We start from the raw sequence: 18,056 nt of genomic DNA on the forward strand, positions 1-18,056 counted from the left end.
GCCGACGGGGCCGTCATGACGGGTGACGCCGGGCCGCAAGGTGACCATTCGGTGGCCGCCACTTCCGCCGACGGCAGATTCACTGTCCGGCATGGGCGGTGACCTGTTGGATTGTGACGACGAGGTGCCGCGACGGTCGGCACCGACGAGGACCAGGAGACCGACATGACGCAGCACAGCGCAGACCAGCAGAAGATTCATGAACTGATCAAGGACATCCGTTTCGCCATGATGGCCACCTCCGAGAATGGACGTGTGGTCAGCCGCCCGATGACCCCATTGCTGATCGAGGACGACCTCACGCTCCTGTTCATCACCCAGCGCAGCACCGATGTTGCCCAGCAGGCCGACGGTCAGAGTGTCAACCTGACCTTCGTGGACTCTGGCACCTTTGTTTCGATCACCGGCACCGGTGAACTTCGCGACGACGTGGAGCTGAAGAAGCAGCTGTGGAACGTGGCCACCACCGCCCACACCGAGGGTGGTCCTGAGGACCCGGAGAACGTGGTGCTCGCCGTGTTGCCGGACAGCGCCAGCTACTGGGAGTCTGACGCAGCACCCGTGGCGGTCTTCTCGATGCTGAAGGCCGCCGTCACCGACGAGAAGGCGCACTCTGGCGGGCACGGCACCGTCGATCTGTGACGACTTGATGACCGTGTGCCACGATGATCTGCCCGACGCGACGCCTCCCCGGCCGCCTACCACCCCCGACGGTCACTACATCATCGTCAACGGGCGCAGATGGAGGACAAGTGACCCGTCCATTCCGGACGCGTTGCGCGCAGAACTCGTCGCGGAACTGATGCGAGCCCGCCGGGAAGTACGCACCCGCGGTGACGCCGCACGGCCCTGCGTCCACGACGCGAAGGTGGCCCTCGGAGAGCGGGGGGACCCGTGGTGGGAGCCCGCTCCCAAGGGGCGTCGGGCCCGCCTGGCCTCCACTATGCGCACCCTGCTGCGGCATCGCGAAGGCAGCACCATCTGTCCCAGTGACGCGGCCCGCGTCGTGGGCGGCCAGGACTGGCGCGGACTGATGGACATCGCGCGGGAGGTGGCGAGCGAACTCGCCGACCGCGGGGAGGCCAGGGTGCAGCAAAAGGGTGTCGACGTGGACCTGGCCACCGTGCGCGGACCGATCAGACTGGCAGCAGGGCCCTCCCTTGGCCGTTGAGTTCGCGCGGGCACGTCCGGGACCCCGCCTGAGGGGTTGTCGGCTTCGTCAGCCGAACAGCGCCGCCCCGAGCGAAAGGGCATCTGGCAGCATGAAGAGCATTCCCAGTGACCACACCAAGTGGGTGATCGTCGGCGCGAGGAAGCCCCCGGTGGCCCGGCGCTGCATCCCCACCACGGCCCCCAGCATGGCGGCCGCCAGCACCAGGAGCGGGATGCCGGAGAAGGCCGTCACGACGCTGTAGAGCACCGTGCTCAACAGCACCTGGCGGTGTCGGGGTAGCGCCTGGAACAGGGCGCCCCGGAAAAAGTACTCCTCCCCCACCCCGTTGAGCGCGGTGAGCAGGGCGACGATGGGCAGCGATCCCCGCGGCGCGTGGTTCAGAAGGTCCTGCACGGGCTCCGCCAACGGCGGCACCTGCGAGACCACCAACGCCCCGACCAGGAAGAGCACGAGCAACAGACCGCCCCAGACCAGCGACTGCAGCACTCCGTGGCTCGCCCCCTCGCCATGGCTGGAGCGAGCGTGGCCGGGCACGACTTGTCCCGACAACCGCGCGCCCGCCAGCCACAGCAGGGCGAGGGCCGCGGTGGCCGGGTAGAAGAGGCGGTCACCCGGTGCCACGGACAGCGAGGCACGCAACAGCAGTGCCCCTGCCACCAGGGTGATGAGGCAGACCAGGCGTCGCCTGAGCGGACTATCAGCTCCGGTTGGTGACGACTCCACGGCAGGGTCCAGCGGGCCCTGACCCCGGGTCTTGGACACGTGGAATCCAGCAGTTACTGGAGGAAGCGAGATGATCAGGACTATGGCCACGAAGAACTACTCCGATGAGTTCGGTCGGCGGGCCGTCGACTTGTACGAGTCCACTGCCGATGCCACGTTGAAGGGCATCGCCGCCGATCTGGGGGTGTCCCGGGGAACGTTGGCGCACTGGGTGAGGGCGTTCGGGACAGGTTCGACGGCTGCGCCACCACAACACTCCTCCAGCGGCGCGAAGTCGGCCGGTACCGAGTCCGCGGCGGTGAGGATCGCCCGGTTGGAGGCGCAGAACGCCCGGCTACGGGCCGACAAGGTCAAGGTCGAGACCGAGCGGGACATCCTGCGGAAAGCGGCCAAGTATTTCGCTGGGGAGACGAACTGGTGAACCGCTTCCAGTTCGTCGCCGACCACCAGCACGCCTTGGAGGTGAAGCGGTTGTGTCAGGCTGTGGAGGTCTGTCGGTCATCGGTCTACGCCTGGTGCGCCGCCGCACCGGCCCGGGCCGAACGGGTCGTGGCCGATGCCGAGCTCGCCGAACGGATCCGGACCGTCCAGGACCCGAAGACCGGTGGTGACCCCGCCTACGGGGCACCCAGGGTGACCGCTGAACTCAACGACGGCGTGCCGGCCCAGGACCGGGTCAACCACAAGCGGGTCGCCCGGGTGATGCGCCACCACGGGCTGGCCGGGATCCGGCCTTCGCCGCCGGGTCCGGACCACGCTGCCCGAGCCAGCCGACCAGAAGTACCCCGTCCTGCTCAGGCGGGACTTCACCGCACAGCGGCCCAACACCATCTACGTCGGCGACATCACCTACCTGCCGCTGCCTGAGGGCCGCAATCTGTACCTGGCCACCGTGATCGACTGTTTCTCCCGCAAACTCGCCGGCTGGGCGATCGCCGACCACATGCGCACCGAACTCGTCGAAGACGCACTCAAGGCTGCCCGCCGTGACCGGGGCAGCCTGGCCGGGGCGGTGTTCCACAGCGATCACGGGTCGGTCTACACCTCGGCTGACTACGCCAAACTCTGCGGCCAACTCGGCGTCACCCAATCCATGGGTGCCGTCGCCACCAGCGCCGACAACGCCCTGGCCGAGTCATTCAACGCCACCCTGAAACGCGAACTCCTCGCTGGCGCCGCCACGTTCACCGACGCCACCAGCTGCCGGCGGGCTGTGTTGCGGTGGGCCACCCGCTACAACACCCGCCGACGCCACTGCTGGTGCGGCCACCAGTCCCCGTCCACCTACCAGGCCCACCGGGCCGCTACGCTGCCAACCGCAGCATAATCAACCAACACCGTGTCCACGATCCGGGGCGAAGGCCCGTCTGACGACGACTAGGAAGGGGTCATTCGGGCACTGTGACGAGGCAAAGGGGATGGCCTGCGGGGTCAGCGTAGATGCGCCAGGCTTTCGGGCCTGGGTCCAAGACGTCAGTGAGTGGGTGGCCGCCTGCTGCTTCGACGGCGGCACATGCCTCCGAGAGGTCATCGACTAGCAGGTCAAGGTGAACCTGCAGCTCGCCTCTGTGGCCCGGCCACTGCGGGGGTTCGTAATCGGAGACGCGATGGAACGAGAGGCGTCCGACAGGCTCCCAGTCCAGCGTCAACCACTGGTCATCACCGGTGGCCGGTGCAAGATCAAGGACTTTCTGCCAGAAGAGTGCTTCCGCTGTGGGGTCCTTGCACTCAAAGACGAGTTACGTGAGGCGTCCGATTGCTGGCATCTCTCCATGTTAGCACGCATCACCTGACCAGCCGAACGGTTCTATCGGGGTGCAGGGTGCTCACCGCGTGCTGCCTGATCGATGGGCCCTGACCGCGTCGCCACGCATCTGATCGACCTTCCCTGTGCGGAGCTGCCGGAGGACTACGTCTTCGTGGCCTTGGACAATCTCGCCCGGATTGTCCAGGACAACGTCGCCGCCGAGATGGTCTTCCCCGCCGACCAGGAAGTCGCCGACGCCCTCAAGGGCACCGAGGACCTCCTCTCGGACACCATCCTCGAACAACTCGGGGAAGGCTCGTCACACGACAGCCGCGGCCACTTGCCGTCGGACGATCGGTCAGAACTGAGCGCCGCCGTCTGACCGGGGCACCGTCTCGATCTCGACCGCGCGAGTGCCCTTCCATGCTGACTGGCTTGGAAGGGCACCCACGCATCATGAGCGGTGATGCCGGAGTCGAGTACACCCGCGGGAGAGAGGGGCTCGGCCTCGGTGCAGAGCCGTCAATCCACAGGCGCCCGCGTCTCGTCAATGTGACCCGGAGAGCGGACCCAACGCCCTGGCTCTCAGCTCGCTTCGCGGGCGCCCGACTCCTGGGCCTCGGCAGGTTCCTGCCATCGACCCTCGCCGGGGGGGAGCCCAACCGACTGGAGCAGACCCGGGAAGAGGTTGTCGATCGCACTGTCGCGGCGCGTGATGCGGCGATGCTTCCCGATGGCTTCGGTGTGCATGAGGCCGGACTCTCGGAGGACCTTGAAGTGGTAGGACATCGTCGACTTGGCGACGTCGTACTTGAGGTCCAAGTCGCCGCAGAACTGCGGTCCGTCGGAGGCGATCCGCTGGAGGATGTCTCGCCGGATCGGGTCTGACAGTGCGCTGAGCACTCGGTCGAGTTCGATGTCACTCAAGGCGGGGTGATGCAACCGCTCTCTGCCCACTACCTGCCCTTTCGTTGATCGCCACCCCATCCTACCGCGAGCACCACGACCTGCCGTGACTGAGCTGGCTTGACAGGACATGGCGATCCGGACGATTCTTATTTCGTCGAACATCGAACTGAGGATTGTTATGCACCCACTTGACGAGTGGTTCCTGCACAGGTTCACAGCGGACGGCACCCGGCTGCCTGCGGCAACGTCTGCATCAGGCGGCGAGGCCGTGACCGCTGACCAGCGGCTGCTCGACGTGGGTCTCCTCGCGCTCGTTGCCTTGGAGACAGGCGACGCGGACCCAATTGCCCAGGCCCGGCAGGCGCTGGACCGCTTCGCTGCGGACGGGAAGGACGTGCCGCCGTCGCTGCTTGACGTGACTGGAGCCGTCCATCCTCTCGGAGGGGTCGTGAACGGTTTCGATCTTGCGGTGTGGGGCCTCGGGGTGCGGGCTCTGAATGCCGACGACAAGAGCGCCCGACGGGCCCTGGGCTTGTTGGAGTCGGTTGGATGGTCCGAGAACTTCACCAAGACCGGTGACGTCCTGGCTACCGAGCGCCGATTGGCGACTGCTGCGGCGGGTGTACTGCTGGCAGTCCGCATCGGCGAGGTTGCGCCGGTCGAGACCCTTGAGCTCTTCTGGGATGGCGCGCGGTTCTGGGATCGTGTCGATGCCGCAGGAACTACGTCGAGGGCCCTGGGCTCGACGACGCACTACCTGTCGTGGGCGCTCATGGCCTGCCGGGCTCTCGCGAATGGCAACGACGGCGGTAGCGAGTGGCAACGTCGTGCTGACAGCATCGTCACGCTGCTGCGCGATGCGGTCCTCCCCCAGGCCTGGCACCCGGGAGTATGGAGCCGCCTCGGACCCGACGGCCGTGTCTCGATGTCGCCGGAAGCCGCCTTCGCCCGCGGTGACTTCTCACCGTTCCCGGCCGTGCTCGCCTCTGACCAGGCCCTGCTGCTGGTGGCGCTTCGGGGACTCGATAGCGAGGAGGCCGGAGCCCTGCTGGACGCCGGTACGGCCCCCTATCCCCATCTGTCGGAGCCGAACATCACGTTCGTCGGGCCGATGACCCGACCGACTCCCGAAAACGTCGACCATGCTCAGGTTCGCCGCGACCTCGGCCTCGGTTCTGGGCCGCTCGTCGTGGCATCAGTCGGCGGCACCACGATGTTCATGGAGAACAAGCAGAACGCCGTCCAGACCTACCGGGCCGCGTTCGCGCGCCTTCGCGAGGATCATCCCGACGCGGAGATAGTCCTGATCGGTCGCGGGACCACGGGCATCGATGACGACGGCGTGCATACCCTCGATTACGTCCCCGACTGGATGCCGCTGCTCACCTGCGCCTCGGCGTTGATCGCGCAGCCCGGATGGATCACCGTCACAGAGATCGCCGCGCTCGGTGTTCCGACCATCTTCGTCCTCGGCGGGCGCGGCGAGTATCACGAGGTCGAAGCCCTGCGCCGACTCGATGCCCTGGGCTTCCCGACCTCCATCGAACCGACAGCTGAGGCGCTTCACGATCTGCTGGAAGACGCCGTCGCTGGCAGACTGGCCGACCGGTGCGCCAAGGCCTTGACCGCGCTCGCGCCCTCTGGTGATCGTGCAAGCGAAGCAGCTGCCAAGCTGATCGCGCAGGTCGCACCATGACCACGGTCGATCTGATCAGACTGCCTGCCGTCACGCGGGTGCTACTCACAAGCGATGGGTCAACGACCCGGTGCCTGCAAGCGATCGTCGGGTCAGAGGTGCGGCTCGATGTCATTGAGGATCGGGCACTCTGTGCCGGAGAGTTCGCCGTCGAGAGGGCCCATCTTGGCGCAGATGCGCCGGTGAGGCTTCGCCGTTCCCAGCTGTTCCTGGGAGACCACGCCCTCTCGAACAACATCGTGCTGTACCCGCCGGACACCACGGAGTGGAGCCCGGGCAGCCCGCTCCCGCTCGGCCTGCAACTGCGCGGCGCGCACACGCTGCAGCACCGGGAGATCCTCGCGGTCGGTATCGACGAGGAGTCTCATCAGGCGTTCAAGGAATACGTCATCGAGACCACGGCGAGCCCCGGACGGATCTACATCAAGGAACTGTTCTCGCCCCTTGTCGCACCCATCGCCGACACCCATGAGAACGCCCTGCTTAATTCTGCATCGATGACTCGACTCAGCGAGTCAGGAAGGAACAACCTATGACACCGGGCAATACTGCTTTGAGGACCGCATCCGAACCAACGATGCGGCTGATCTCCTTCGCCACCCTCTTCGTCATCGGCACGGACACGTTCCTCACAGCCCCGCTACTCCCGCTGCTGCAACGTGAGTTCGGCGTGAGCGTGTCGCAGTCGGGCTGGCTCGTCTCGGCCTACGCACTCGGATACGCACTGTTCGCCCTCATCGCAGGCCCCATCTCCGACAGGCTCGACCGCCGAAAAGTCCTCCTGGCCGGGCTCATCGGATTCACCGTCTTCACCGCCGCCTGCGGTGGCACCTGGGACTTCTGGTCGCTGTTCGCCACCCGCCTATTCGCGGGCATCGCCGCCGCTTTCGTCACCCCGCAGATTTGGGCATCGATCCCAGTGACGGTCGCCCCTCCCTCGATCGTGAAGACGATGGGCTACGCGACAGCTGGACTCGCCATCGCCCAGGTCGTAGGCATCCCGATCGGCTCATTCCTCTCATCACTCGGATGGCGCATCCCCTTCTTCGCGATTGCCGCCGCCAGCGTACTGCTGTGGATCCTCCTCTACGCCCGATTCCCGAACGTGCGACCCGCCAACGCTGCGGGGGGCCGGCTTTTCGCCCCGTACGCGCATGTGGGCCGCTCCCGGCCGCTGATGCTGTCCCTCGTGGCGTACCTGCTCTTCCAGACCGGCAACTTCGCTGCGCTGTCCTTCATCGGTTCCTGGTTCTCCCAGGACTTCGGTGCCACTCAGACGATGATCGGTGCCGCCATGATCGTCATCGGTCTCGGAAACGCCATCGGGTCACTGACCGGCTCCCGCCTGGTCGCTCGGCTCGGGCAGCAACGGTCTCTGCTGCTGGGAATCCTCGCCCTCGGCGCGATCTACCTCGTCACCGCCTTCGTCCACACCATGTGGATCGCCGTGGTCGTCCTCGCCCTGGGCATGCTCGTCGGTGGGTTCCTCTTCCCAGTGCTCATGAGCGAACTCCAAAGCCACACCGACCTCGCACGAGGCACCGTGTCCTCTCTGTCGAACGCGGCGATGTACGCGGGCACCACCATTGGCGGCGCCGTCGGCGGATACCTGCTGACGCAGTTCACCGGATACAGCGGCGTCGCGGTCTTCACCGTCGCTGCCTACATCGTTTCGCTCGGCGTGTACGCGTTCGGCGGCGCCTTCAAGAAGAGCACCGAAACCATCTCGTGACCATGGACAACGCACCCGCACCTGCGACGAGCAGCGGACTGCGACGTGAGCGATTCTTCGAAGGAAGTGAGAGCATATGAAAGGGATCATTGAGGTTTTCTCACCAGAACTGACCGTGGATCATCGGCGTTGATGCTGTGGCAAGGGGTGATGGTCGACTCGGGTGGGTGCATGCGGGTCGGGTGGTGCAGGATCGGTTTCTGCCAAGACTCCGTCCCTGTAACAGAACTGAGCCCGCATGCTGTCCTATCGTGGAGCCTGTCAAGGTTTTTGTGTAAGTGGGGTTGTCAGAGGTAGGGGTTGATGCGGTCGGGGTAGGCGGCGGTGAGCTGGGCGAGGGCCTGCTTCCAGCCGTTGGTGACCTGTCCTTGCACGAGGCGGCCCTTGGCCTTCCTCTTGTCCGCGGGCGTGCCGGTCTCCTTGGCCCTCTCAGCGGCGCGACGGTCCTCGATGTTGCAGACCTGCCGGCCACAACAGCTTCACGGCTGCGGCGTCACAGGGGAAGTGTCCGCGGTTCTTGGTGACCTTGCGCAGCTGGTAGCTCGTGCGAGCTCGATCGAGTTGGTCGAGGGGGCACCTCCCACGGGCGTGGGAGAGGAGATGACGCGCCGCAGGGCCGGAGGGAGGGCCAGGAACGGCGTGAGCCGCTCCCACGCCCGCTCCCACACCCCGACCGTGTCGGGGTAGCGGGTCCCCAGCGGTGAGGCCGCGAACTGGGCCAGGGCCGCCGCGGCGGCATCGGCGCTGGAGGCGGTGTAGACGGGCTTGAGGGCGGCGGCGACCTTCCTTGCGGTCCCCGTAGGACACGAACCCCCGTCCAGGAGCGGATCAGGTGCACCACGCAGGTCTGCACCATCGAGTCGGGCCACGTCGCCTCGACCGCTTCGGCAAGGCCCGTCAGCCCGTCGCATGCCCCCGCGCGCTGCGCTCCGTGCGGGAGGTGCCCCCTCTACGATCAGCACGTCCTGGATGCCGCGGCCCCGAGCCCGGGCGCACACGCCCCGCCCTTCAAGGAGGCGCCCCCTCGGCCTGCACCCAGATCCTTAAGGCACGTGCTTAACGCCCTCCATGTCGACCCCGACGGCGATGTGGGCCGCCCTGTTGGACACGCGCCCCTGGTCACGGATCTTGACGCGGATCGCGTCGAGGTAGATCACCGGGTAGAACTCCTCCAACGGCCGCCTCTGCCACTCCAGGACGGCGTCAGCGACCGCGTCGGTGATGTTGCTGATCGTCCCGGCCGACAGCCCCCGCCCCGAGGGTGGACTCCAGGTGGTGGCCGGTGCTCGCGCACGCATCAATCCCCGCCGGCGTACCAGGCATGGTGACTCACGCCTGTCCAGGCCGCCCCGTGCCCCGGCTGCCCCCTTTGCGCACCAGACGGGGCGTGAAGGTGCCGGCACGGTCCCGAGGGACCACAGGTCTCGAAGGGGCCCACCTCGGAGTCCATCGTCTTGACGCTGGATCCGTTGCGGGCGTTGCCGCGCGCCGCCGGGGCCCTCTGGCCCTCCTCGTAGCCCAGGTGGTCGGTCAGCTCGGCCTGCAGGCCCCGCTCCAGGGTCTCCTTCAGCAGTGCGGGCAGCAGCCCGTCCGAGCCCGTCAGAGCGACCTGCCCTGAGTTGATCTGCTCGAACAGGCCGTCCAGGCCACCGCAGGCCACCAGCGCCTCGACCGCCTCACGACCCGCACCACCCGAGGGCGCCTTCTGATCCGTCATGGTCATCAGTGTCAGTCCTTCCAGCAGGGCTTACACAAACCATTGAACGGGTCCTCTCAACGACGTGTTCGACCAGCTCGAAGGATCCAGCGAGGACGAACGCAAGCTCCTGACCGCCCAGCGCGACAAGCTCGAAGCCGAACGCCTCAAGCTCGTCCAAGCCCACTACGCCGACGCGATCCCCCTCGACCTCCTCAAGAGCGAACAAGACCGCATCCGCGCCAGCCTCGACCAGATCACCACCCGGCTCGACAACCTCACCGACACCTACGCCGAGGCCCGAACAGGCTTGGACCAGCTCACCGAACTCCTCGTCGACCTCGACGACCTCTATAACAAGTGCGACCCAGCCGAACGACGCATCCTCAACCGCGCCCTGTTCACCCGCATCACCATCGACGACGAAGAGAACGCCACCTACACACCCGAGCAGACCACCGCCAGCGTCCTCGCCCACACCAGCATCGATGCCCCGGCCCACGTCACCGCAGAAACAAAACTGCCCCGCCATCAGGCGGGGCAAGTTTCGATTTTCTCATCTTACGTGGAGCTAGGGGGATTCGAACCCCCGACCTCTTCCATGCCATGGAAGCGCGCTACCAACTGCGCCATAGCCCCGAGTAACGGGCGTCCTCACCGGCGGACCGGATCGGATCGTGGAGCTAGGGGGATTCGAACCCCCGACCTCTTCCATGCCATGGAAGCGCGCTACCAACTGCGCCATAGCCCCGAGTATCGGGTGCCGCCCGCGGGCGACGCGGATAACCATAAGGAGTTCCGGCACCCGGGGGCAAATCGGCCGCGCGTGCCGTACCTCACCGTTCCGGCGGCCGTCACCGCTGGGACCGCCCCTCGCCCGGGCGCTCAGGACACGAAGCCCGCCGGGGTGCCGGGCTCGGTGTCTCCCCCACCGGCGTTCCACTCGACGAGGACCCAGCCGGGCGCCCGGTCGGTGCGCCGCAGGGTCGCGTGGTGGCAGTTGTCGAGCCCGCGCAGGCCGAACCACCCGGCGGGGTCGAGGCCGAGCAGGTGAGTGGTTCCCAGGGTGATGGCGGCGCCGTGGGCGGCGACGACGACGGTGGCGTCCTCCGGGGCGTCGTCGGCGATGCGGGCCAGGGTCCCGCCGACGCGCTCGGCGGCGTGGGCGCGCGTCTCGACGCCGACGCCGGCCGGGTCTCCCCCGGCCCGCCACAGCGCGAACTCCTCGGGCCAGCCCTTCTCCATGGCGGCTCGGTCGAGCCCCTCCCACACGCCGAAGGACCGCTCGAGGAGCCCGTCATCGATGGTGACGGACAGCCCCGTGAGGGCGCCGAGCTCGCGGGCGGTGCCGTGGGCGCGCTCGAGCGGGGAGGAGACGACGCGGCTCGGTCCGAGGGCGGCGAGCCCGGGCGCGGCGGCGGCGGCCTGCGCGCGCCCGGTGTCGTTGAGGGGGATGTCGACGCGCCCCTGGACCCGGCCGGCGAGGTTGTAGTCGGTCTGCCCGTGGCGCCACAGGACGAGGGTCGTCATGGGCGCGGTCTCAGGCCTGCTCGGGGGCCTCGGCGGCGACGCGCTCGAGGTCGTCCGGCAGCTCGACGGCGGGACAGTCGGCCCACAGGCGCTCCAGGGCGTAGAACTCGCGGTCGTCTGCCTGCTGGGCGTGGACGACGACGTCGCCGTAGTCGACGAGCACCCAGTGGCCCTCGTCGTAGCCCTCGCGCGTGCGTCGCTTGGCGCCTGCCTTGAGCATCGCCTCGTCGATGGAGTCGACGATGGCGCGGACCTGGCGGTCGGAGCGGCCCGAGACGACGAGGAAGACGTCGGAGAGGGCGAGCCTGTCGGCGACGTCGATGGCGATGATCTCCTCAGCCTTGCGCTCGGCGGCGGCTCGGGCGGCGGCGTGGGTGAGGTCGATGGCGCGGGGGGTGGCGGGCACGGGGCTCCTCGGAGGGTTCGGTGGTCGGTGGTCGGTGGTCGGATCGGGATGGTGCGTCAGGCGCCGGCGAGCCCGGGGAGCGCGGAGGCGGCGTGCTGGACGCCGGCGGCGGACGAGGAGCCCGCCTGGTGGATGACAAACCAGCACACGACGCCGACGGCGAGGACCGCGACGAGGACGAGCAGCGCGATGACGGCGCGGCGGCCCCGGCCCTCGTCCTCCTGCGAGGCCGCGGCCGCGACCTCCGTCAGCCGGGTGCCCGGCTCGTCGGGCAGGCCGGCGCCGGTGGTGCCGGCGGCGGGCTCGGGGGCGGAGTCCGGCGTCGACGCGACGGGAGGCTCCTCGCCGGGGGCCGGTGCGTCGGGGGCGATGGCCTGCCACTCGGGCGTCTCGATGCCGTCGAACCCCTCGTCGACGGGCTCGATCGGGGAGATCTCACCGGTGGCGGCGTCGAGACGGCGCAGCCCCTGGGCGGCGGGGACGCGCAGAACGGCACGGCGGACGGGGGCGCTCGGCGCCTCCGTCGACTCGCCGGTCTCCACGGACTCGGCGGTGGAGGCGTCCCCGGCGGAGGGGCCGCCCTCGGCAGCACCGCCCTCGGTCCCGGCGGCGGCCGGGACGGCCCCTTCCTCGCCCTCGGCGGGCGCCGGGGCGACGGGGCCGTCCTCGTTGAGGTACGGGTTCTGGAGGGCGCGGGCCTCCTCCTCGGTGATCTCACCGGCGGCGATGGCGTTGCGCATGGCCTCGGCCTCGGCGCGCTGACGGCGGATCTCCTTGCGGGTGAGGACCGGCACCTGGCCGGTGCGCAGGAGCTCGCGCTCCACCTCGCGCTCGGCCTCACGGCGGGCGCGGCGGCTCACGGGTCCGTCGGCTCCGGCGTCCTGGGTCGTCACGATGGGCTTCCTTCCTCGGGGGCGGCACCGTCGTCGGCACCGGGGTCGGGTTCGGATGCGGCCCGGTCCGCGACTCGCGCCGTCATCGACGTCGTCGGGGCGTCGGGCGTGCTCACGCGGTAGAGGCCGTACTTGCGGATGTACTGGACGACGCCGTCGGGCACGAGGTACCACACGGGAGCGCCGCGGGCGACGCGCTCACGGCAGTCGGTCGAGGAGATCGCCATCGCGGGGACCTCGACGAGCGAGACGCCGTCGGAGGGCAGGCCCGAGTCGGTGAGGACGTGACCGGGGCGCGTCACGCCGACGAGGTGGGCGAGGTCGAAGATCTCCTCGTTGTCCTTCCAGGTGAGGATCTGGGCCAGCGCGTCCGCGCCGGTGATGAAGAAGAGCTCCGCGCCGGGATACTCGGCGGCGATGTCGTGGAGAGTGTCGATCGTGTACGTGGTGCCGCCGCGGTCGATGTCGACGCGGGAGGTCGTAAAGCGGTTGTTCGAGGCGGTGGCGATGACCGTCATGAGGTAGCGGTGCTCGGCCGGTGAGACTCGGCGGTCCTTCTTGAAGGGCTGCGCCCAGGTGGGCACGAAGATGACCTCGTCGAGCCCGAAGACGTTCTGGACCTCGCTGGCGGCCACGAGGTGGCCGTGGTGGATCGGGTCGAAGGTGCCGCCCATGATGCCTATGCGAAGCGGCCTCGTGCCCTCGCTCACGCGCTCTCCCCTGGTCGGTCCGTGCGCCGTCGGGCGGCGCTCCGGCGCACCGCGTCGCGCACCGGGTCCGCTCGTGGGAGTCGGACGGGGACATCCTGCCACGCGGCCCCCGGGCGCCGTCAGAGGTCACGCCCCTGCCGGCTCCCACTGGTCCGGTCGAGGAACGGCGCGCAGCGCAGGGGCGGTGAGGAGGAGCGGGACGGCGAGGGCCGACAGGAGCACGAGGACGATGAGCGTGAGGCGGAAGCCGACAGCGCCGAGCAGTGCTCCGGCCATCGCGGACCCGAGCCCGCCTGCACCGGCTCCGGCGAGCGAGCTCACCGAGAGCGCCCGGCCCAGGAGAGCGTCCGGGACGACGTGCATGAAGTAGGAGCCGAAGACGGCGTTCGTGACTGCTGTGCAGGCGGCGGCCGCTCCCATCGCGGCAACGACGACGGCGTCCTGGGTGAGGACGAGCATCGGCAGGTAGGCGACGCAGGTGAGGGAGGCTCCGAGGATCATCGCCCAGCCGCTCGGGACGCGCCGCGCGACGGCGGTGGCGACGAGGGCGCCGCACAGAGCGCCGGCACCCTCGGCGGTGCCGACGAGCCCGATGACGGGCGCGGGGGTCCCGCGGGCCTGGAGGTGGATGATGACGGCGCTCGCCACGCCTGCCATGCCCGCGCTCAGGGGCACGGAGACGGCGAGGAGTCGACGGACGACCCGGTGACGGAGAACCCAGGTGACGCCCTCGCGCAGGGCGGTGAGCGGGTGGAGCTCCTCGCGTGAGGGGGCCTCGTGCGGCCCCAGGTCCGCCTGGATGCCCGCGAGGGCGAGGAGCAGGACGAGGCTGGCGCCGAGCTCAGCGAGGAACGGAAGGGCCGGGCTCACGGCGAACAGCACGCCGGCGAGGGGGCCGGAAGCCAGGAGCACCACCTGGTCGCGTGCTTGGTTCGCGCCGAAGGCCTCGGTGAGGTTCGCGTCGGAGACGACGGACTTGAGGACGATGTTGGTCACGTCACCGAGCAGTCCGGCGCGCACGCCAGAGGCGACCGCGTAGACCATGACCCACCACGAGCTCACGGCCCCGAGGAGCACGAGGACGCCGAAGCCGCCGTGGACGAGCGCGCCGGTGACGGCGTACCACCGCATGAGCGCCCGCCGGTCATGCGTGTCGGCGAGGACGCCACCGAGGATGCTGAGCATGGCGGCGACGATCGCGGTCAGGCCCGTGGCGCCGCCCGCGAGCGCGGCAGAGCCCGTCGTGGCGTAGGCGATGAGCGGGATCGCGAAAAGCCGCATGGCGCCCGTGAGCGCCCCCGCCGTGTCACCGACGAGCCACGCCAGGTAGTCGCGGTCACGCCACAGCGCACGCGTCGCCACGATACGCCTTTCGCATTCCCTCCACGAGCCCCTCAATGAGGCCAATCATGTACTCGCACGATGGTGATTCCACCTGCATGATCACACCAGTTGAATCTAAAAGAGATCCAGGACAAGGGGCCTTCGCCGCAACTGTGCGGGGCAGCGTCGTCGCGACGTGACTCGATCAGGTCAATGACCGACGACACGATGACTCCGTTGCTCATAACATCTCACCTCCTCCTCGAGGCCTATATCGCTGATGTCGGCTCCCCGATCCGACGACTGAGACAGTATGTGCTCCATCTCACCGTAGCGACGGAGTAAAGTCCCATGGACGTCGCTGAGCGGGCTCATCGGCTCTTGGTGGTGTCAGGATCAATCAGCACTTCGTCCAGCGCACGGACCGCTACCCCACCGTCGTCAAGGACCACGTCATCACCGCGGACCTGGAGCAGCCCTTCGACGACGGCGAGGGCGCGGGCGGCGACGTCTACGCCGTCAGTGAGCGCACGCAGGTGCTGTCCTACGAGGACGGCACGGTGAGGATCGCCGTCAACACCTTCGGTGAGGGCCGCGCCGTCTACTTCTCCGGTCTGCCGTACTCCTTCACCAACTCGCGCACCCTGCAGCGCGCCCTGTACTGGGCGGCCGGCCGCGAGGACCGGCTGAGCCACTGGTTCAAAACCCACCCGGCCACGGAGGTCGCCTGGTACCCGGAGCACCGCAGGATGCTGGTGACCAACAACGCCTACGAGGCCGTGACGACGACGGTCCTGGGCGACGGGCGCCAGTGGGAGCTTGAGATCGGGCCCATGGGCTCAGTCTGGGTCGACGTCGACTGACCCCCGCCCCGCCTACGGGGCGGCGTCGGCACGCAGGGCCGGGCACCATGATCCGCATGGGGCTCGGCCCTGTGCCGTGCCTCACCCGCAGCGGCGTCGTTGCGCGGTTTGTCCTGCCTGAGACCCCGAGGGACCGCACCTTAAGAGCTCTCTCATTCTGTCCTCATCGTGACCTTGACCGGTCTCGCCACAGTATGAGGGGAACCCCAGTGGGGTCTTCCCCTCACCACTCCCGGTCGATCACAAGGAGGAGCCATGACCGCCGTGCCCATCAGGGTGATGCTCTACAGCCACGACGCCCAGGGCCTGGGTCACCTGCGCCGTAACCTCGCTCTGGCTCACCACCTGTCCCAGTCCCTTCCCGGGATCGCCGACGCGCCGGTCACGGGGCTGCTCATGGCGGGACTGACCCCCGGCGAGGGCTTCGAGGTGCCCGCAGGCTTCGACTGGCTGATCCTGCCCGGTGTCATGAAGTCCCCCGACGGCTACCGGCCCCGGCGCCTGCGCTCCACGCGCGCCCAGTTCCGCCGGCTGCGCTCCCAGGTGCTCGAGGCGGCCATGACCTCCTTCGCGCCCGACCTGCTCATCATCGACCGGCACCCCTACGGCGTCCGCCAGGAGCTGCTGGAGCCGCTGCGGGCGCTCAAGCGCCTCCACCCCCACACCCGCGTGGTCCTGGGGCTGCGCGAGGTCCTGGACGACCCGACCACGATGGCACGCGAGTGGGCCTCCCTGGGTCCGGGTGAGCAGCAGCGCTCGCTCATCGACCAGGTGTGGGTCTACGGCGACCCCACCGTCCACAACCTTGCGCGCACCGGGGAGGGCCCGCAGGTCCTGGCCGACCGGATGCGCTTCACCGGCTACCTGGCGCTCGGCAGGCGCGCCGTCGACGGCACGGGCGACGACTCCCCGCTCAAGCCCGAGCCCTTCGTGCTGACCACGGCCGGCGGGGGCTCGGACGCCATGCCGATGCTCATGCAGGCCGCCGCCATGGAGCCGCCCGCCGGGCACCAGCACGTGGTGGTCTGCGGGCCCCAGCTCAGTGAGCCGGACGTCGCGGAGGTCACCCGCCTGGGCGGGCCGCGCACCCGGGTCATGAGGACCTGGCCGGGAATGAGCCGCCACATCAACGACGCCGCGGCCGTGATCTCCATGGGTGGGTACAACACCGTGTGCGAGATCCTGTCGACCTCCACCCCCTCCCTCGTGATCCCCCGCGAGACGCCCCGCCTCGAGCAGCTCATCCGGGCCCGCGCCCTGGAGCGCCGCGGCGCCGTCGAGGTGCTGCGCTCGTCGGAGGCGGATCCCACCGCGCTGGGACAGTGGGCGGCCTCGGCCGTCCACCGCAGCGTCAACCGTAATCACATCGACCTCGCGGGACTGGCAGCCGTGCCTCAGCTGGCGCACGAGCTGCTCACCGCCGACGCCGGACAGGGGTGTGCAGCATGACACGCATCGGTTACGTCCTTAAGGTCTACCCCCGTTTCTCTGAGACCTTCATCGTCACTGAGATGCTGGCGCGTGAGGCGCTGGGCGACGACCTGTCGATCTACGCCCTGCGCCCCACCACGGACAGCCGCTTCCACCCGGAGATCGCACGGGTGCAGGGCCGCGTGAACTGGGTCAGCCGCCCCTGGAAGGGCATCGAGATGTGGGACCAGATGGCCCAGTGCCTGGACGGGGCCGACATGGACCGCTTCGCGCGGATCCTCCCGGCGCTGCTCACCCTTCCCGGGGACGAGGTCACCCAGGGCCTGGAGCTGGCCCGTCAGGTGCGTGCCGACGGCATCGACCACCTGCACGCCCACTTCGCCTCCCTGGCCGGCAGGGTGGCCTGGATCGCCTCGTCGCTGACGGGCGCGCCCTACACTGTCACCACCCACGCCAAGGACATCTTCCACGAGTCGGTGGACCCGACGTGGCTGCGGCGCGTGTGCGTCGACGCCGACCGGGTCATCGCCATCAGCAGGTTCAACGAGGACTACCTCACCCGGGTGCTCGCGGGCAGCGGGGCACGCATCAGCCTGCGTTACAACGCGCTCGAGCTCGACCGCTTCGCCTACCGGGACCCCGACCCCGTGGCCACGCCCCTGCGGGTGTGCGCGGTGGGCCGGCTTGTCTACAAGAAGGGCTTCGCCGACCTCATCCGGGCCACGCGCCTGCTTCTCGACGACGGCGTGCCGGTGCAGGTGGAGATCGCCGGCGAGGGCGACGAGTACCAGGCGCTGAGCGAGCTGATCCAGTCGCTGGGACTGACCGACAACGTGCGTCTCCTCGGTCCCATGACCCAGGCTGAGGTGCGCGAGTTCCTGGCCCGTTCCGACGTCTTCGCCGCCCCCTGCGTCGAGGCGCCGGACGGCAACCTCGACGGCCTTCCCACCGTGGTGCTGGAGTCCATGGCCTGCGGGACGCCCGTGGTGGCCACCGCCGTGTCGGGGCTGCCCGAGGTGGTGCGCGACGGTGAGACGGGCGTGCTGCTGCCCCCGGGCGTGCCCAGCGAGCTGGCCCGCGCGCTGCGGGACATCGCCTCGGGCGCCACCGACACCCGGGCGCTGGCCCGGGCCGCCCGTGGCCTCATCGAGCAGCAGTTCGACTCACGCCACCAGGCCGCGATCCTGTCGGGCTGGCAAGCACGACGACAGCAGGAGCAGTGA

Annotated in this window: 17 protein-coding genes, 2 tRNA genes and 3 pseudogenes; 10 read left to right on the forward strand and 12 right to left on the reverse strand. The window is 68.9% G+C overall.

Annotated features, from left to right (window positions below; all coding sequences use genetic code 11):
• Positions 1-165 precede the first annotated feature (165 nt).
• The gene (locus AXF14_RS12190) at positions 166-642 is read left to right on the forward strand and encodes a pyridoxamine 5'-phosphate oxidase family protein (RefSeq protein ID WP_067943592.1); all 477 of its coding nucleotides are present in this window, start codon (positions 166-168) and stop codon (positions 640-642) included.
• 160 nt (positions 643-802) lie between these two features.
• The gene (locus AXF14_RS14690; protein WP_257721797.1) at positions 803-1,171 is read left to right on the forward strand and encodes a DUF3253 domain-containing protein; all 369 of its coding nucleotides are present in this window, start codon (positions 803-805) and stop codon (positions 1,169-1,171) included.
• 48 nt (positions 1,172-1,219) lie between these two features.
• Here AXF14_RS14690 and AXF14_RS12200 read toward each other — a convergent pair whose 3' ends face one another.
• Positions 1,220-1,831, reverse strand: coding sequence for a CPBP family intramembrane glutamic endopeptidase (locus tag AXF14_RS12200; protein WP_169798272.1), 612 nt, complete (start codon positions 1,829-1,831; stop codon positions 1,220-1,222).
• Positions 1,832-1,979: 148 nt separating this feature from the next.
• On the opposite strand from AXF14_RS12200, the pseudogene AXF14_RS12210 reads away from it, so the two are divergent.
• Positions 1,980-3,224, forward strand: a pseudogene (locus AXF14_RS12210) (IS3 family transposase).
• A gap of 61 nt (positions 3,225-3,285) precedes the next feature.
• Here AXF14_RS12210 and AXF14_RS14940 read toward each other — a convergent pair.
• Positions 3,286-3,624 (reverse strand): annotated as a pseudogene (locus tag AXF14_RS14940) (VOC family protein); the annotation flags it as partial.
• Positions 3,625-3,744: 120 nt separating this feature from the next.
• On the opposite strand from AXF14_RS14940, the gene AXF14_RS12215 reads away from it, so the two are divergent.
• Positions 3,745-4,026 (forward strand): hypothetical protein, encoded by a 282-nt coding sequence (locus tag AXF14_RS12215; protein WP_067943602.1) that lies wholly within the window; start codon positions 3,745-3,747, stop codon positions 4,024-4,026.
• A gap of 203 nt (positions 4,027-4,229) precedes the next feature.
• On the opposite strand, the gene AXF14_RS12220 is transcribed toward AXF14_RS12215, so the two are convergent.
• The gene (locus tag AXF14_RS12220) at positions 4,230-4,571 is read right to left on the reverse strand and encodes an ArsR/SmtB family transcription factor (RefSeq protein ID WP_236755660.1); all 342 of its coding nucleotides are present in this window, start codon (positions 4,569-4,571) and stop codon (positions 4,230-4,232) included.
• A 109-nt stretch (positions 4,572-4,680) separates the two neighbouring features.
• Between AXF14_RS12220 and AXF14_RS12225 the strand changes: the two genes are divergently transcribed.
• The 3 genes from AXF14_RS12225 to AXF14_RS12235 are packed head-to-tail and all read left to right on the forward strand — an operon-like array spanning position 4,681 to position 7,981.
• The gene (locus AXF14_RS12225; protein WP_067943604.1) at positions 4,681-6,249 is read left to right on the forward strand and encodes a glycosyltransferase family protein; all 1,569 of its coding nucleotides are present in this window, start codon (positions 4,681-4,683) and stop codon (positions 6,247-6,249) included.
• Positions 6,246-6,785 carry a hypothetical protein gene (locus tag AXF14_RS12230; RefSeq protein WP_067943605.1) on the forward strand — a complete coding sequence of 180 codons (540 nt, stop codon included), beginning with the start codon at positions 6,246-6,248 and terminating at the stop codon, positions 6,783-6,785. The genes AXF14_RS12225 and AXF14_RS12230 overlap by 4 nt, the downstream gene beginning before the upstream one ends.
• A gap of 41 nt (positions 6,786-6,826) precedes the next feature.
• Positions 6,827-7,981: an MFS transporter gene (locus AXF14_RS12235; protein ID WP_067943606.1), complete on the forward strand. Its 1,155-nt coding sequence runs from the start codon at positions 6,827-6,829 to the stop codon at positions 7,979-7,981.
• Positions 7,982-8,268: 287 nt separating this feature from the next.
• On the opposite strand, the pseudogene AXF14_RS14635 reads toward AXF14_RS12235, so the two are convergent.
• The 9 genes and pseudogenes from AXF14_RS14635 to AXF14_RS12280 form a co-directional block, all read right to left on the reverse strand.
• Positions 8,269-9,698: pseudogene (locus tag AXF14_RS14635) on the reverse strand (IS256 family transposase).
• Positions 9,658-10,221, reverse strand: a complete 564-nt coding sequence (locus tag AXF14_RS12245; RefSeq protein ID WP_211260097.1) for a hypothetical protein — start codon at positions 10,219-10,221, stop codon at positions 9,658-9,660. Before AXF14_RS12245 ends, AXF14_RS14635 begins: the two are co-directional and overlap by 41 nt.
• Positions 10,222-10,243: 22 nt before the next feature.
• A tRNA-Ala gene (locus tag AXF14_RS12250) sits at positions 10,244-10,316 on the reverse strand.
• A 39-nt stretch (positions 10,317-10,355) separates the two neighbouring features.
• Positions 10,356-10,428, reverse strand: a tRNA-Ala gene (locus AXF14_RS12255).
• A gap of 134 nt (positions 10,429-10,562) precedes the next feature.
• Positions 10,563-11,207, reverse strand: a complete 645-nt coding sequence (locus tag AXF14_RS12260; protein WP_067943608.1) for a histidine phosphatase family protein — start codon at positions 11,205-11,207, stop codon at positions 10,563-10,565.
• A 10-nt stretch (positions 11,208-11,217) separates the two neighbouring features.
• Entirely contained in the window at positions 11,218-11,613 is a 396-nt protein-coding gene (gene rsfS, locus AXF14_RS12265; protein WP_067943609.1) for a ribosome silencing factor, read from the reverse strand.
• A gap of 56 nt (positions 11,614-11,669) precedes the next feature.
• Positions 11,670-12,506: a prolipoprotein diacylglyceryl transferase gene (locus AXF14_RS12270; protein ID WP_067943611.1), complete on the reverse strand. Its 837-nt coding sequence runs from the start codon at positions 12,504-12,506 to the stop codon at positions 11,670-11,672.
• On the reverse strand, positions 12,503-13,216 hold the full coding sequence (gene nadD / locus AXF14_RS12275; RefSeq protein ID WP_067943613.1) for a nicotinate-nucleotide adenylyltransferase: 714 nt from the start codon (positions 13,214-13,216) through the stop codon (positions 12,503-12,505). The genes AXF14_RS12270 and nadD overlap by 4 nt, the downstream gene beginning before the upstream one ends.
• 126 nt (positions 13,217-13,342) lie before the next feature.
• A complete protein-coding gene (locus tag AXF14_RS12280) occupies positions 13,343-14,578 on the reverse strand; it encodes an MFS transporter (protein WP_067943615.1) in 1,236 nt (411 codons plus the stop codon).
• A 356-nt stretch (positions 14,579-14,934) separates the two neighbouring features.
• On the opposite strand from AXF14_RS12280, the gene AXF14_RS12285 reads away from it, so the two are divergent.
• The 3 genes from AXF14_RS12285 to AXF14_RS12295 all read left to right on the forward strand — a co-directional run bounded on the left by AXF14_RS12285 (position 14,935) and on the right by AXF14_RS12295 (position 18,056).
• Positions 14,935-15,402: a lacto-N-biose phosphorylase central domain-containing protein gene (locus AXF14_RS12285; protein ID WP_084355564.1), complete on the forward strand. Its 468-nt coding sequence runs from the start codon at positions 14,935-14,937 to the stop codon at positions 15,400-15,402.
• Between the two features lie 255 nt (positions 15,403-15,657).
• Positions 15,658-16,851 carry a glycosyltransferase family protein gene (locus tag AXF14_RS12290; RefSeq protein ID WP_067943624.1) on the forward strand — a complete coding sequence of 398 codons (1,194 nt, stop codon included), beginning with the start codon at positions 15,658-15,660 and terminating at the stop codon, positions 16,849-16,851.
• A complete protein-coding gene (locus AXF14_RS12295; RefSeq protein ID WP_067943626.1) occupies positions 16,848-18,056 on the forward strand; it encodes a glycosyltransferase family 4 protein in 1,209 nt (402 codons plus the stop codon). Before AXF14_RS12290 ends, AXF14_RS12295 begins: the two co-directional genes overlap by 4 nt.

The sequence above is a fragment of the Actinomyces radicidentis genome (genome assembly GCF_001553565.1).
GTDB lineage: Bacteria > Actinomycetota > Actinomycetes > Actinomycetales > Actinomycetaceae > Actinomyces > Actinomyces radicidentis.